The 14,796-nt window shown below is 64.8% G+C and carries 13 protein-coding genes; 4 read left to right on the top strand and 9 right to left on the bottom strand.

The annotated features are described in order from the left end of the window. Positions 1–196: 196 nt before the first annotated feature. Positions 197–1,078 (bottom strand): DUF6537 domain-containing protein, encoded by an 882-nt coding sequence (locus tag ACQR0W_RS16315; protein ID WP_434840712.1) that lies wholly within the window; start codon positions 1,076–1,078, stop codon positions 197–199. 20 nt (positions 1,079–1,098) lie between these two features. Further along, on the bottom strand, positions 1,099–1,767 hold the full coding sequence (locus ACQR0W_RS16310; RefSeq protein WP_315713745.1) for a Crp/Fnr family transcriptional regulator: 669 nt from the start codon (positions 1,765–1,767) through the stop codon (positions 1,099–1,101). Between the two features lie 294 nt (positions 1,768–2,061). Here ACQR0W_RS16310 and ACQR0W_RS16305 point away from each other — a divergent pair, with 294 nt between their 5' ends. From ACQR0W_RS16305 to ACQR0W_RS16290, 4 genes are all read left to right on the top strand, one after another. Then, on the top strand, positions 2,062–3,174 hold the full coding sequence (locus ACQR0W_RS16305) for a cyclic nucleotide-gated ion channel (protein ID WP_315825938.1): 1,113 nt from the start codon (positions 2,062–2,064) through the stop codon (positions 3,172–3,174). Next, complete coding sequence (locus ACQR0W_RS16300) at positions 3,171–3,965, top strand: enoyl-CoA hydratase/isomerase family protein (RefSeq protein WP_316169557.1); 795 nt, start codon at positions 3,171–3,173, stop codon at positions 3,963–3,965. The genes ACQR0W_RS16305 and ACQR0W_RS16300 overlap by 4 nt, the downstream gene beginning before the upstream one ends. 157 nt (positions 3,966–4,122) lie before the next feature. Next, a complete protein-coding gene (locus tag ACQR0W_RS16295) occupies positions 4,123–4,857 on the top strand; it encodes a LuxR family transcriptional regulator (protein ID WP_315713742.1) in 735 nt (244 codons plus the stop codon). An 82-nt stretch (positions 4,858–4,939) separates the two neighbouring features. After that, complete coding sequence (locus tag ACQR0W_RS16290) at positions 4,940–5,623, top strand: acyl-homoserine-lactone synthase (RefSeq protein WP_315713741.1); 684 nt, start codon at positions 4,940–4,942, stop codon at positions 5,621–5,623. A 634-nt stretch (positions 5,624–6,257) separates the two neighbouring features. Here the strand turns inward: ACQR0W_RS16290 and ACQR0W_RS16285 are convergent. The 7 genes from ACQR0W_RS16285 to ACQR0W_RS16255 all read right to left on the bottom strand — a co-directional run bounded on the left by ACQR0W_RS16285 (position 6,258) and on the right by ACQR0W_RS16255 (position 14,746). Beyond that, positions 6,258–6,905, bottom strand: a complete 648-nt coding sequence (locus ACQR0W_RS16285) for a nitroreductase (protein ID WP_316169639.1) — start codon at positions 6,903–6,905, stop codon at positions 6,258–6,260. 176 nt (positions 6,906–7,081) lie between these two features. Then, entirely contained in the window at positions 7,082–8,329 is a 1,248-nt protein-coding gene (locus ACQR0W_RS16280) for an acyl-CoA dehydrogenase (RefSeq protein ID WP_315825936.1), read from the bottom strand. A gap of 123 nt (positions 8,330–8,452) precedes the next feature. Beyond that, positions 8,453–9,697, bottom strand: coding sequence for an acyl-CoA dehydrogenase (locus tag ACQR0W_RS16275; protein ID WP_316169558.1), 1,245 nt, complete (start codon positions 9,695–9,697; stop codon positions 8,453–8,455). A gap of 156 nt (positions 9,698–9,853) precedes the next feature. Next, on the bottom strand, positions 9,854–10,981 hold the full coding sequence (locus ACQR0W_RS16270; RefSeq protein WP_315825934.1) for an acyl-CoA dehydrogenase family protein: 1,128 nt from the start codon (positions 10,979–10,981) through the stop codon (positions 9,854–9,856). Positions 10,982–11,116: 135 nt separating this feature from the next. Next, the gene (locus tag ACQR0W_RS16265; RefSeq protein WP_316169559.1) at positions 11,117–12,985 is read right to left on the bottom strand and encodes an AMP-binding protein; all 1,869 of its coding nucleotides are present in this window, start codon (positions 12,983–12,985) and stop codon (positions 11,117–11,119) included. A gap of 41 nt (positions 12,986–13,026) precedes the next feature. After that, a complete protein-coding gene (locus ACQR0W_RS16260; protein ID WP_316169560.1) occupies positions 13,027–13,833 on the bottom strand; it encodes an enoyl-CoA hydratase/isomerase family protein in 807 nt (268 codons plus the stop codon). Positions 13,834–13,987: 154 nt separating this feature from the next. Next, positions 13,988–14,746 carry an SDR family NAD(P)-dependent oxidoreductase gene (locus ACQR0W_RS16255; protein WP_315825931.1) on the bottom strand — a complete coding sequence of 253 codons (759 nt, stop codon included), beginning with the start codon at positions 14,744–14,746 and terminating at the stop codon, positions 13,988–13,990. Positions 14,747–14,796: the final 50 nt, after the last annotated feature.

Raw genomic sequence — 14,796 nt, 5'->3', positions numbered from 1 at the left:
CTGGAGGCGTTCAGCGCAATCTGATGAGAATACCCGGCCAATTCGACGCGTATGCGACGCTTATGACATCTCCGGTAGCGAATTGCACGCGAAAGGGAACTTCAAATCGCACCTTGCTACCCTTCGCGGCAATCCCGCCGGGGGTAATGTTACCTACGCCGCGGCGCATCCGGCGGCAACCGTCGCCGCGGCGACGTCATTCCGCGGCGTTGGTCTTCGGCACTGAGAGCGCCCTCGCCCGGATCTGCGCGATGGTCCGCATCAGCGCCCCCTGTCCCGGCTCTCCCAGCGCAACGGCGCGCGCCTCGGCGATGGCGGAGGCGAGATCCGAGATCGGCAGGACGCCATCGAAGGTGGGCTTGGCCAGGCCATCGATGATGGCATGCCAATCGGCGAGACCCTGCCGGTAGCCGTCGCCCTGCCCCTGGATCATGGTCGCCGTCGCGATCACGGCGGGTGCCGCCGCAGGCTGCTTGTCCAGCGCGCGCGCGATCATGTGCAGCCACCGCTCGGCCCAGGCGCGCTCCTCGCCATAGCGCACCGACTGCAGCCGCCAGCGCCGCAGGCCGGCCATCAGCTTGAGGCGGCGAATGGCCAACCGCGATCGGACCGAAAAGCGGACCTTGACCCGGCGCCGACCTAACCAGCCGATCTGCTCGAAGGCTGCCAGCAACGATTCCGCCACGGCTTGCGGCAGCGCACCGATCAGCTCGTCGAGGCGAAACCTCCTGACGTCGTCGCTCTCGCGTCCCCCCGGGCGCTTCCCCATGTCGAGGCTGATCAATCTGAGCTGGGCGATCCGGATCGGATCCTCGTAGGCCATGCGGGCGGCCAGCAGCTGCGCGATCTGAGACAGCATGCCGGCATCGACGTTCGATCTGCGCACGAACCGCTTGATGCGATCGACATAGAGCTGCGCGTAGCTCGCGCCCTGATACTCCATCAGCAGATGGATGCCATCGCTCACCGCCGGCACGGCGGCGTCAGGAAGGCCCTGAGGCAGAAAAGGCGGCTCGCCATCGTCGACGCCGATGACGTCGGCGAACAGATATCGCAGCGAGGACCGGACGCTTTCCACTGGGCTTCAGGCTCCCCGGATCACGCCGGCTTGGCGACGGGCGCCGGCGCGGTGGTCTGTTGCGCCAGCCGCCGCTCGAGCGTTTCGATGTTCTGGAACAGCCGGGCGCTGGCGAGGCGCAGGAAGTAGAAGGCGAAGGCGGGGTTCTGGACGTAGAGCTGCTCGACCTGGTCGTAGGAGACCGACAGGATCAGACCGCCCTCGACGCATTCCAGCGTCTGTGTGCGCGTATTGGACGGCGAGATCATGCCGAACTCGCCGACGATCGCACCGACCGGCAGCTCGATACCGGATTCGACCAGGCGGAAGCGGCCACTGACGATGTAGTACATGCTGTCGGCCTTCTCGTCCTTGTAGAACAGCACCTCGCCTGGACCGCATTTGCGCTCGGTCATGAACGGCTTCAGCCATTCCATGGAGAGGTCGCTGTTGACCGACTGCTTCACGTCGCGGACCAGCTGCAGCATCTGGTGGAGCCGGTAGCTGTTGAGCGGCAGCAGCACCCCGTGCAGGATCAGGACCGGGTAGTTGTGCATCGGCACCGCGGTCGCGATCAGGACGATATTGGTGAGGATGGCGAATACCCGCAGCGGAATCATCGTCCGCATCGACAGCGTGGCGACCACGAAGATCGAGGCGAAGAGGCTGCCGGCGGCGCCCGCATGTTCGACCAGGTGTGAGGTATCCATCGGGATCAACCAGACTCTTGGGACGCAGGAGGGCGGAGGCTCGGTTCCGAGCCTCCTTTTGCCTAATTTAGCGTGTCCATGCCGACCTCTGATATACGGCGAACAGACGACGTTTGAACCGGTATTTGAGCCGGTACGGAAAAATTCCCCGCTCGAAGTAGAACGGCTGGACCTGCCGGATGACGCTGCAAAACCGATCCACCCGCATCGTTGACGGGATTCCCCCGATCGGGGCACCTTGACGCCGCCGCGATCTCCTGCGGCTCTGAGATCAGCGACTGACGCCCGCCCGCAATGACCAAACCGCAGCACCCTGCCCTGGCGGCATTCGTCACCGCGCTGACCGGACGCAACATGACCAGAGCGGCCTATGTGGCCGTGGCGCTCGGCATGAGCGCCATGGTGTTGTTGACGATGGACCCCGCCTACGAGGCCGGGGGGCGCTGGATCATCGCCCTGCTGTGGGGATGCCTTGTCTTTTTCGTCGTCGAATGGGCCGCTCGGGTTCAGCAGGCCGTGCGGGCGCATCGCGCCGCCGCCTACCTGATGTCGGGCCGGGGACTGCTGGACACGCTCTCCGCCCTCGCCGTGCCGGTTGCGCTGGTCTCGGGCATGGAGTCACGTACCGCGTGGCTGCTGGCGGTCATCTGGGTGCTCAAGGTGATCCCCGGCGTGCCTGGCCTGCGCCAGCTCCGCCGGGTGCTCGTGGTCGAAGCACGCCCGCTGCTGTCGGTGCTGGTGCTGTTCCTGCTGGTGCTGTTTCTCGGATCGGTCGCCGAATACGCGCTCGAACATGACGAGCAGCCGGCCACCTTCGGCACCATCCCCTCCGCGCTATGGTGGGCCGTCGTGACCCTCACCACCACGGGCTATGGCGACGTGGTGCCGATCACGCCGCTCGGGCGGGTGGTTGCCGCCACGGTGATGATCTCCGGCCTCGGCGTGTTCGGCCTATGGACCGGCATCCTGGCGACCGGCTTCGCCGCGGAAACCCGGCGCGACAACTTTCTGAAGACCTGGGAATCGGTCAGCAGGGTACCGTTCTTCGCCAGCCTCGGGCCCGCCACGATCGCCGACGTCGCGCAGATGCTGCGCACCATCGACCTGCCGCCGCGCGCCACCGTGATCCGCAAGGGCGAGCCGGGGGACTGCATGTATTTCATCGCCGCCGGCGAGGTCGAGGTCGACCTTCCCGGCAAGAAGGTCCGGCTCGGCGAGGGCGCGTTCTTCGGCGAGATGGCGCTGCTCGGGAACAACCTGCGTTCGGCCGACATCAGCACGACCGGACTGTCGAAGCTGCTGGTCCTCGACCTCGTCGATTTCCGCGTGCTGATGGCACGCCACCCCGATCTGGCGCAGAGCATCGATGCCGAGGCCAGGCGCCGAACCATGGAGAACAGGACATGACGACAGGACGGACCAGCCAGGCCGATGACGCACCGAGCATGCCGCTCCTGACCATCGACGGCGCACGCGCCACCATTCGGCTCAATCGTCCGCAGCATCTCAACCGGCTCCAGCCGGAGGATCTCGGCGAGCTGCTGGCGCTGTTCGACCGGGTCGAGGCCAACGCCGCCTTGCGCGTGCTGGTCCTGACCGGCACCGGGCGGGCGTTCAGCGCCGGCTTCGACCTTGGCGCCATCGGCGCAACGCCGGCGGATACGGCCGAGGCTTCCAGCCCGGCATTCGAGGAGGTCGTCGACCGGCTGGAGGACCTCGCGCTGCCGACGATCTGCCGGCTCAACGGCGGGGTCTATGGCGGCTCGACCGATCTGGCGCTGGCCTGCGATTTCCGGATCGGGGTCGATACCAGCGAGATGTTCATGCCGGCAGCGCGGCTCGGGCTGCACTACTACCCGAATGGCATCAAGCGCTACGTGTCCCGCCTTGGTATCGACAATGCCAAGCGTCTGTTCCTGACGGCGGAGAAGATCGACGCGGCCGAGATGCTGCGCATCGGCTATCTCACCGGCGTGGCGACGGCCGATGCGCTCGACGCGGAGGTCGACCGGTTGGCGGCCATTCTGGCCGGCAACGCCCCGCAGGCCATGCGCGGCATGAAGCGCGCCATCAACGAGTTTGCACGCGGAGCCCTCGACGATGCGGCGGCTCGTCGCAGGCATCGGGACAGCATGAGCGGCGCCGAAATCCAGGAAGGCATGAAATCGTTTGCAGAGAAGAGAACGCCGAAATTCTGAGCGCAGCCGCGCCCCGAACTGATAAATTTTGCATGCAAACGTCTGTATCCAGCCGGTGTTCTGACACACGCTCAACGAACTATCGACCTGAATCTCCAATTTGCGGTTGACAGCCTTTTGTCCGTGGCTAGCTTGAACCACGGGCGGAGACTTTCACATGCAAGTGATGGACGCGTATTGGGGACGACGAGCTCTGGAGTACGTCGATGCGATCGAAGCGTCGAAGACCAGCGCGAGCGTGCTCTCCCAGTTCGAGAAGATGATCAGCAACCTGGGCTTTCACGCCTACATCATGGCCGGCGTGCCGACCTCGGGCCAATCGCTGCAGCAAACCATTCTCGCCAACGGCTGGCCGCGGGAATGGTTCGACATGTATGCGCGCGAGCAGTTTCACCGCTGCGATCCGATTCCGCGGCACTGCATCTCGACATTGAATCCATTTGCGTGGTCGGAGGCTCCCTATGACCGCGAGGACGAGCCCGGCGCGCACGAGGTGATGACGCGCGCGAAGGACTTCCGATTGAACGAAGGCTTCTGCGTTCCCATCCACTACGACGATGCCGTGGGCGCCGTCAGCATTGCAGGCGAAAATCCGAATCTCGCTCCCGATGCGCGGGGCGCGCTGCACCTGATCAGCATCTTCACGCACAGCAGGCTTCGCGCACTGGCGCGCTCCGCCGCGAGCAACCAGAGCCGACGCCTGTCGCGAATCGAGGCCGAGGTGCTGGGCTGGGCGGCGCGCGGCAAGACCGCGTGGGAGACGGCGCGCATCCTCGGTGTCTCCGAACGCAACGTCCGGTGGCATCTGGAAGAAGCACAACGCAAGCTAGCAACCAAGAACAAGACGGCGACGGTTGCGACCGCTCTTGTCAACGGCGAGATCTCGATCTGATCTGTCGTTTCTCCCACTGGATCAATTCGAGCGCATCGGCAATCTGCAAACCCCAATTTGATTCAGACGACCGGGGGTTTCGATGCCTGAGATTCATGTCGTTCGAAAAGATAATCGCGCTCTGTACGAGAAATATTTCGATCCGTATTACCGGCTGCGCCACGAGATCTACGTCAAGCAACGCAAGTGGATGGCGCTCGATCGTCCCGACGGGCGCGAGATCGATCAGTTCGACACCGAGGATTCGGTCTATCTGTTCTGCATCGACAACGGCCAGTTGATCGGCTCGATGCGCGCGGTGCCGACGCAGTTGCCGACGCTGATGAGCGACATCTTCCCGTATCTGAATCTGCGCGGCCCGATCCAGCGCCCCGACGTCTACGAACTGTCGCGCATCTTCGTGATCCCGGAGCGCCGCGGCGAGCATGCCGGCCCGCGGATCGACATGCTGCTGCTCACCGCAATCATGGAGTACGGCATCTCGATCGGGTTGACCGGCTTTTCGATCGTGCTCGAAACCTGGTGGCTGCCGCGGTTCGAGAAGTGCGGCTGGAAGGCGCGGCCGCTCGGCGTACCTCACATGATGGACGGGATGTCGGTGATGGCCGTGCTCGTCGACTGCGATGAAACGACATGGAAGTCACTCTGCGAGCAGATCGGCCTGACGCGGCCAACCCTCACGTGGCAGGGGCTCGAAGACGTCAGCCGCCAGGCCCTGCCGGATATCTTTCTTCATCTTCCACCAGCCGCTCAGCCAGCGCAATGATCTGTTCCCTGTGCCGCTTCAGCCTGAGCTTATGGAAAGCCTTCAAGAGGCGGTGACCAAGGAGCGTCGCCTCGTCCACCTCGAGGGCATAAAGGTTGGACGGCGTGTTCATGGAATCCATCGCTGACACTTCAGGTTTTGAGCCGTGACTGAACCTTCAATCGAGAAGATCATCGAGCGTCTGCAATTTTGCATCGTTGACGCTCGGGCGATGCAACTCAAAATGTTAGAGAGAATTTTGTCAATATCATTGCTTGAAGCCCACGAGCTGAAGGAAAAGTGCGCGCCCAATTCGACCAACAGCAGCCATTAGCGCTCCTGCACCGACTCTCGCAACACGTCCGGTCCCTGCAGCGGCGCGTCTCGATTGGTGCATCGCAGACACAAACTGTTGATTTCAGGGCGGCTTTCGATGTGAAGGTCGGACAGGAGGGCACGAGCATCGTTGCCGAAACACGCTCGCCGAACGTGGACGACACCTCGGCAAAATCATGGCGCCGCCGCCGGAGCTGCTCCCTGTTCAGCAAACTCGGTTTACAAAAATGGACTCGTGGGGCGTCTCGCCCCCTCCGGAGTCCCGGATAACGGAACTCCGCCGGCAACAAATACGCGCGTGCGACCTACGGACAGGAAGTTATTCGTCGTGAAAGCGGACCGTTTCGGCGACCGTGGCGCGGCTGGTGCGGTAGGAGTTGGCCTTGTCACCGAGATCGGGACAACCGAACGAGATGCCGCAGACCACCTTGCGGTCGGCGCCAAGCCCGAAGTGCTGCCGCACCACGTCGGAGTGAAACGCGAGCGCCGCCTGCGGCACGGTGGCAATGCCGAGTGCCTGCGCCGCCAGCATGAAGCTCGTGACGTAGCCGCCGCAATCGATCGCGCCATAGGTGCCGAGCGCCTCGTCGCTGTGGATGACCGCCACATGCGGCGCGCCGAAGAAATTGTAGTTCTCCAGCGCCTGCCGGGCATAAGCCGCCTTGTCGCCGCGCGGGATGTCGAGCGCGTTGTAGAGCTGGAAACCGCTCTCGCGCCGCCGTTCCAGATAGACGCCGGTGTATTCGCGCGGGAAAGGAAAGTCGCCCGACGCCGCCTTGCCGCTGGAGGCCGCCGCATACATCACCTTCCGGAAAGCCTCGGTCGCCGCACCAGAGGTGATCTCGACACGCCACGGCTGGCTGTTGCACCAGGACGCAGTTTTCTGCGCCGCCGTCAGGATGCGCTCGATGGTGGCGCGCGGCACGGGCTCGGGCTGGAATCTGCGGCAGGAGAAGCGCGCGGCCATCAGCTCTTCGAGAATGGTGATGGGATCCTGCTCAGACCTTGGCGCCGCAGATGACATGACAACCTTCCGTACAGTTCGACCGGCGACGCTCGCTTTGTGCTCGCCCTCCACCCCCCGTCTTTCCGGACCGGTCGCAGCGACCGACCCCGGAAGACGGCCGTCGTGATGCCGTCGGATCAGCTGCGCCCCTTGGTCGGCACCTTGTTGAACGGCACGTCCTTGTCGACCCGGATGTCACCGGGCAGACCGAGCACGCGCTCGGCGATGATGTTGCGCAGGATCTCGTCGGTGCCGCCGGCGATGCGCATCGAGGGCGAGGTCAGCAGCATCTGCTGAAACTGGCCCTGCGTCACCGCCTCGTCCGCGCCGGTCAGCACGCCAGCGCCGCCCTCGAGATCCATCGCGTAGGTCGCGATATCCTGCAGCATGACGCCGGCGACCAGCTTGCCGATGGAATTCTCAGGTCCGGGCCGCTCGCCCTTGGACAGCGCCGAGATCGCGCGGTAGCTCGTGTATTTCAGCCCGCTGGCCTTGACCGCCCACGACGCCAGTTTCGAGCGCGTGGCGCGATCGTCGATGGCGAGTCCGCTCTCGGTCATCAGATTGGCGCAGAACTCGAACATCTCCGGGAAGCCGGTGGCGAGCCGCGCGCCGATCGACATGCGCTCGTTCATCAAGGTGGTCAGCGACACGTTCCAGCCGTCGCCGACCGCGCCAAGGCGCTGCGAGTCCGGGATCACGACGTCGGTGAAATAGACCTCGTTGAACTCCTGCATACCGTTGGCCTGCTTGATCGGGCGGACCTCGACGCCCGGGCTCTTCATGTCCAGGAAGAACATCGTCAGGCCCTTGTGCTTGGGCACATTGGGATCGGTGCGCGTGATCAGCAGGCCGTAATCCGAGTAGTGCGCCCCCGACGTCCAGATCTTCTGGCCGTTGATGAGCCAGTCGTCGCCGCGCTTCTCGGCGCGGGTGCGCAGGCCAGCGACATCGGAGCCGCCGGCGGGCTCGGAGAACAGCTGGCACCAGATCTCCTCGCCGGAAGCGAGCTTCGGCAGATAGCGCCGCTTGTGCTCTTCGCTGCCATAGGCCATCACGGTCGGGCCGCACATGCCCTCGCCGATCTGGAACGGCTGCGTCAGCTTGCCATAGACGCCCTCCTCCTGCTGCCAGATCACCCGCTCGATCGGCGTCGCGCCGCGGCCGCCATACTCCTTCGGCCAGTGCAGGCAGGCCCAGCCGGCATCGGATTTCTTCTTCTGCCAGGCCTTGCCGACCTCGACGATGTCGGCGTGCTTGAGCCGGATGCGGCCGAGCGAGGAGCTCGCGAGCTCCTCCTCCAGCTCCCTCGGCGCGTTGGCCGCGATCCAAGCGCGCGCGGTGTCGCGAAAAGCGGCTTCCTGCGGGGTGTCGTCAAAGTTCATGCCTGACCCTCACTTGATATGCGTAGGGCGGGGGTTGGCCGAAGGCGTAACCCGCCACTTGATCAGCGTTGTACGAGCTAGCGGCGGGTTACGCTGCGCTAACCCGCCCTACGACTGCACTTGTTAGCTTCGTCCCTTGGTCGGAACCTGGTTGAACGGAAGGTCCTTGTCGACGCGGATGTCGCCAGGAAGACCCAGCACGCGCTCCGCGATGATGTTGCGCATGATCTCGTCGGTGCCGCCTTCGACGCGGGTGCCGGGCGCGCGCAGCAGCATCGCCTGGAATTTTCCGGCGAGCTCGGCCTCGGGACCGCTGAGCACGCCGGCGGCGCCCTGCAGGTCGAGCGCGTAGGTCGCGACGTCCTGGATCATCGGTCCTGCGACCAGTTTACCGATCGAGTTCTCAGGTCCCGGCCGCTCGCCCTTCGACAGCGCCGAGATGGCGCGGATGCTGGTGTATTTCAGCCCGCTCGCCTTCACCGCCCAACTCGCGAGCTTCGAGCGCACATTGCGGTCCTCGATCGCGGGACGATCGTCCAGCATCAGGTTGGAGCAGAAGTCGAACAGCTCCGGGAAGCCGGTGGCGACGCCGGCGCCGATCGACATGCGTTCGTTCATCAAGGTGGTCAGCGCGACGTTCCAGCCGTCATTGACCGCGCCGAGACGCTGCGAGTCCGGGATCACGACGTCGGTGAAATAGACCTCGTTGAAATCCGAGTGCCCGCTCGCCTGCTTGATCGGCCGGACCTCGACACCCGGGCTCTTCATGTCCAGGAAGAACATGGTGAGACCCTTATGCTTGGGCACTGTTGGATCCGTGCGCGTCAGCAGGATGCCGTAGTCGGAGTAGTGCGCGCCCGAGGTCCAGATCTTCTGGCCGTTGATCACCCAGTCGTCGCCGCGCTTCTCGGCGCGGGTGCGCAGGCCGGCGACGTCGGAGCCGCCGGCCGGCTCGGAGAACAGCTGGCACCAGACCTTCTCGCCCGAGGCCAGCGGCGGCAGATACTGCCGCTTATGCGCCTCCGAGGCGTAGGCCATCATGGTCGGCCCGCACATGCCATGACCGATGATGAACATGCCGGACAGCTTGCCGTAGGGCCCCTCCTCCTGCTGCCAGATCACGCGCTCGATGGGTGAGGACCCGCGACCGCCATATTCCTTTGGCCAGTGCAAGCAGGCCCAGCCGGCCTCGGCCTTCTTCTTCTGCCAGGCCTTGGCGACGTCGAGAATGCTGGCGTTCTTCAGCGCGGTGCGGCCAAGCGAGGACGCGCGCAGTTCGTCCTCGTACTGCTTCGGCGCATTGGCGGCGATCCACGCGCGCGCCTCGGCGCGAAACGCGGCCTCCTGCGGAGTGTCATCGAAGTTCATGAGAATTCCTTTCAGATCGTCATTCCGGACGACCCGCAACGCGGGTCGATCCGGAATCCAGAGGTGAGTCATCTCGAGATTCCGGGTTCGCTCACTCCGCGCAAAATGGCATGGTCATTTTGTCGCGCGCGAGCGCCCCGGAATGACGGGCTTGGGTCACGCCGCATTGCGCTTGCGCATGCGGTCGATCAGTTGGTCTTCCCAGTAAGAGAGGCTGCCGAGGCCGAGCGCGAGCGCGTTGGCGCGTCGGTAGTACATGTGACAGTCGAACTCCCAGGTGAAGCCCATGCCGCCATGGACCTGGATGTTGTTCTTGGCGCAGTGTTGAAAGGCTTGCGTCGCGCTGATGCGCGCTGAGGCCGCGGCCTCCGGCAATTCCGGCGCATTAGTCGAGAGCGCCCAGGCGCCATAATAGGAGTTGGAGCGCGCCAAGGTCGCCGAGACGTACATGTCGGCCAGCATGTGCTTGACCGCCTGGAACGAGCCGATCGGACGGCCAAAGGCGATCCGGTCGAGCGCGTAGTCGCGGCCCATCTCCAGCGCGCGGTCGGAGCCGCCAACCTGCTCGAACGCCGTCAGCACCGCGGCGCGATCGAGCACCTGGGTGATGATGCTCCAACCCTCGCCGGCGGCGCCGAGCGGCTCCGCCTTGCAGTTCTTGAAGGTGAGCTCGGCCTGGCCGCGCGTCGGATCGAGATTGGTCAGCGCCTTGGCTTCGACGCCGCCCGCCTTGGGGTCGACCAGGAACAGCGAGATGTCGCCGTCGCGGCCGGTCGAGCCGGTACGCGCGGCAACGATGATGAGATCGGCGATGGCGCCGTCGGCGACCGGCTTCTTGGTGCCGTTGAGCACGCCGTTGGCGGCCTCACACTTGATCGCTTTGGGCGACGGATTGCCGGTGCCCTCGAACAACGCCAAGGTGCCGATCGCCTCGCCATTGGCGATCTTCGGCAGCCAGGCCTGCTTCTGCGCATCGCTGCCGGCCAGCATCAGGGCCTCCGCGGCAAGATACACGGTCGACGAGAACGGCACCGGCGCCAGCGCGCGGCCGACCTCTTCGGCGATCACGCAGAGCTCGAGATGACCGGCGCCCGCGCCGCCGTACTCCTCAGGAATGGCGACGCCGAGGAAGCCCATCTCGGCGAAGCCTTTCCACAGCGCTCGGTCATACGGCTCCTTGCCATCGAGCACGACACGCACCGCCTTGGGCGGACACTTCTCGGCGAGGAATTTCCGCGCCTGGTCCCGCAACTGCTTCTGGTCGTCGGAGAAATCGAAGTTCATGGCCTCACCTGCTTCCTGATCGTCATTCCGGGGCGATGCGCAGCATCGAACCCGGAATCTCGATCTGATTTATCTCTGGATTCCGGGTTCACTCGCTTCGCGAGTGCCCCGGAATGACGGTTTCAAAATGCGTCGTCACAGCACGATCACGTCGCTGTCGGGCTCGGCCGCGTAGAGCCGCTCGACCAGCGCGGCGCGGCGTTCGAGACCGGCGCGCTGGTTGATGTAGCCCTTGTCGGTCAGCTCATGACCGTCGATCGAGGGCGGCTCGACCATCAGCATGGCGCGGCCGATGCGCCGGCTGGTCGCGCCCTCGCACTCTTTATTATGGGCTTCGAGACCACGACGGACGCAGTCGATGACGGCCGGATGCTTCACCACGTCCTCGAACGTCGCGTTGGGATCGCCGACCAACTGGCGGCAGGCGTGCAGATTGGGCCAGGCCAGGAGACCGACATATTCGCGGTCCTGCCCGGTCACCAGTGCATCGTGGATCGCCGGCGTTGCGGCTGCGATCGCATCGGTGCGAAGCGAGCCGACATGGACGAAGGTGCCTGTCGTGAGCTTGAAATCCTCGACCACGCGGCCGGCGAAGATGATGCCCTGCGCCGGATCGGCGGGATCGACGAACACGCCGGCATCGCCGATGCAGTAGAAGCCTTCCTCGTCGAACGCCTTCTTCGTCAGCTCGGGCTGGCCGAAATAGCCGGGCATCACGTTGATGCCGCGCAGGCGCAGCTCGTATTTGTCGCCGGTCGGCACCATCTTCAGCTCGACGCCGGGGAACGGCAGGCCGATGAGCCCGACCCGCTCCGTGTTCCAATAGGTGCCGGTCGAGGTCGGCGCGGTCTCGGTCGAGCCCCATCCGGTGTAGAACACGATGCGCTCGCCGGTGGTCTTGACCGCCAGCGCCTGCATGCGCTCGTACAGATCGTCCGGCAGCCGCGCGCCGCCATAGGCCATGATGCCCAGATCCTTGAAGAAGGAGCGGCACAGCGCATCGTCCTTCTCCATCGCCGCCGCCAGCGCCGCATAGCCGGCGGGCACATTGGCGTAATAGGTCGGCGACACCTCGCGCAGGTTCCGGATGGTTTCGTCGAACATGCCGGGCATCGGCCGGCCGTCGTCGATGTAGAGCGTGCCGCCCTCGATCAAGAGCGGATTGAACAGCGCATTGCCGCCCATGGTGTGATTCCATGGCATCCAGTCGAGCACCGTCGAGATCGGCGCATCAGGCCCGCGCGGCCGCGTCTGCATCATCATCGCCGCATTGGCGCACATCATGCGCTGGGTGTTGATGACCGCCTTGGGCATGCCGGTCGAGCCGGAGGTGAACAGCAGCTTGCCGACCGTGTCCGGTGTGATCTGCGCAATCGACGCGTCGACCGCGCCGGTGACCGGCGTCGCGGCGAGATCAGCGAAGCTGATGCTCGCAATGCCCTCGCACGGACGCGCGACATGAACGACGGTGACGCCGTCGAGATCGAGCGCCTTCAGCGCCTTCTCGAAGGTCGGGCCGTCCTGCACCATGACCACGCCCGGCTTCACGAGGCCGAACAGATATTTCAACTTGAGATGATCGTGGCTCATCAGTGAATAGGCGGGCGACACCGGAGCGGCCGGCGAACGGGCCTGCATCGCGGCCATGGTGATGAGCGCATGCTCGATCGAATTGCCGGAGAGGATGGCGACGGGGCGGCCGTCCAGCTTCAAATCGAGCAGGCCCTGCGTCAGCCCATCGACGGTGCGCTTGGCCTCGGCATAGGACAGCTTGCGCCATTGCCGCTCGGCTCCGCTGCGTTGCGCGAGCCAGGTCCGCGTCGGCGCCTCCTTAGCCCAGCGGGCGAGCGGCGCCGCCAAATGCGGCTCATAGGCCTGCAGCGGAATGCGCGATTTGATGACGATGACGCCGTCACCGCGTCTCTCGATATCGATGTCGCGCGCCAGCCAGTTGACCTTGCGGAATGCCGGCTTCTCCAACACCTTCGCTGCCGTCCCGTCCATTTTGCGTCTCCCGAAATATCGTCCTTTGCGGATCTTGATATCTAGCGGTTGGTATAGACCGGCTTGCGCTTCTCGAGGAAGGCTTGAATGCCCTCCTTGAAATCCTCCGAGCGGCTGCACAGCACCTGGTTGCGATCTTCCATCGCGATGACGGCTTCGATCGACGACGCATCGACGCTCATGTTGAGACATTCCTTTGAGAGTCGAAGTCCGACCGGCGAGGCCGTCATCATCGCATCGACGAAGGGCGCAGCCGCGCCCTCGAGCATATCGTCCTCGACGATTTCCGACACCAGCCCGACCATGAGCGCGCGCTCGGCTCCGATGAAGCGGCCGGTGAGGATCAGCTCCGATGCGACGGAGACGCCGACGAGGCGCGGCAGGAAATAGCTGGTGCCGATGTCGCAGCCCCCTAAGCCAAGCTTGATGAAGGCACAGTTCATCCGCGCCGAGCGGCTGGCGATGCGGATATCGGCCGCGAGCGCCAACGCAAAGCCGCCGCCGGCGGCTGCGCCCTGCACCAGCGCAATGATCGGCTGCGGGCAACGCCGCATCAGCATCACGATGTCGGCGATGCGGCGCTGCGAGTCCAGCGACTCGGTCACGCTGGGCGGCTCATTGACGCCGCCGCGCCGCTGCATCGCGGCCTTCAGATCGAGCCCCGCGCAGAAGTTCTTGCCGGCACCCTTGAGCACGACGACTCGCGTGGTGCGATTGCGCTGCAGGCTTTCGAAATAAGCGTTGAGCGCGTCGATTAGCGCCGGGTCGAGCGCGTTCAGGCTCTCGGGGCGATTGAGCGTCACACGGTCGACGCCATTGTCGTGTTCGATCAGCAGCGGTTGGGACATGGCGCGCGCTCCACCCTCAGTGTCATCCCGGCGAACGCCGGGATCCATAGCCACCGGCTTGATTGGTAAGAGTGCGGCGTCTGCCAGTCTGCCTATCACAGACGCCGCGGAGTATGGGTCCCCGCATTCGCGGGGACGACGGCAGAGTTTGCCGTCAGCGCGGGGCCATGCGGATGGCGCCGTCGAGGCGGATGGTTTCGCCGTTCAGCATCGGGTTCTCGACGATGTGGACGGCGAGGTTACCGTACTCGGAGGCGTCGCCGAGCCGGGCCGGATGCGGCACCTGGGCGCCCAGGCTCTTGCGCGCTTCTTCGTTCAGTCCCATCAGCAGCGGTGTCAGGAACAGGCCGGGCGCGATGGTGTTGACGCGGATTTTCTGGCTGGCGAGATCGCGCGCAGCGGGCAGGGTCAGGCCGACGACGCCGCCCTTCGAGGCCGAATAGGCGATCTGGCCGATCTGGCCTTCATAGGCCGCGACGCTGGCGGTGTTGATGATGACGCCACGCTCCTCGCCGACCGGCTCGGCGGTGACGAGGCGCTCGGCAAACAGCCGCAGCACGTTGAAGGTGCCGATCAGGTTGACGTTGATGATGCGCGCGAACTTGGCGAGCGGATAGACGCCGTCCTTGCCGACGATGCGCTGCGAGCCGCCAATGCCGGCGCAGTTCACCAGCACGCGGGCGATGCCGTGGGCCGCCTCGGCCTTGGCGAGGCCGGCCTTGACCTGATCCTCATTGGTGACGTCGGCATGCAGCGCGACGCCCTTGATCTCGGCGGCGATCTTCTCGGCGTTTTCCAGGCTCTGATCGAGCACGGCCACCTTGGCCCCCTTGGCCGCCATGGCGCGCGCCGTAGCTGCGCCGAGACCCGAGCCACCGCCGGTGATGAGAACGGCAACGTTGTTCAACTGCATGTCAGGTTTCCTCCCTAGACGTTTTTGCTTGCGAATAGCGAATAGGGAGT

It is taken from the genome of Bradyrhizobium sp. HKCCYLRH1034 (genome assembly GCF_051168375.1).
Lineage (GTDB): Bacteria > Pseudomonadota > Alphaproteobacteria > Rhizobiales > Xanthobacteraceae > Bradyrhizobium.
This window is presented reverse-complemented; position numbering and strand designations above follow the sequence as displayed.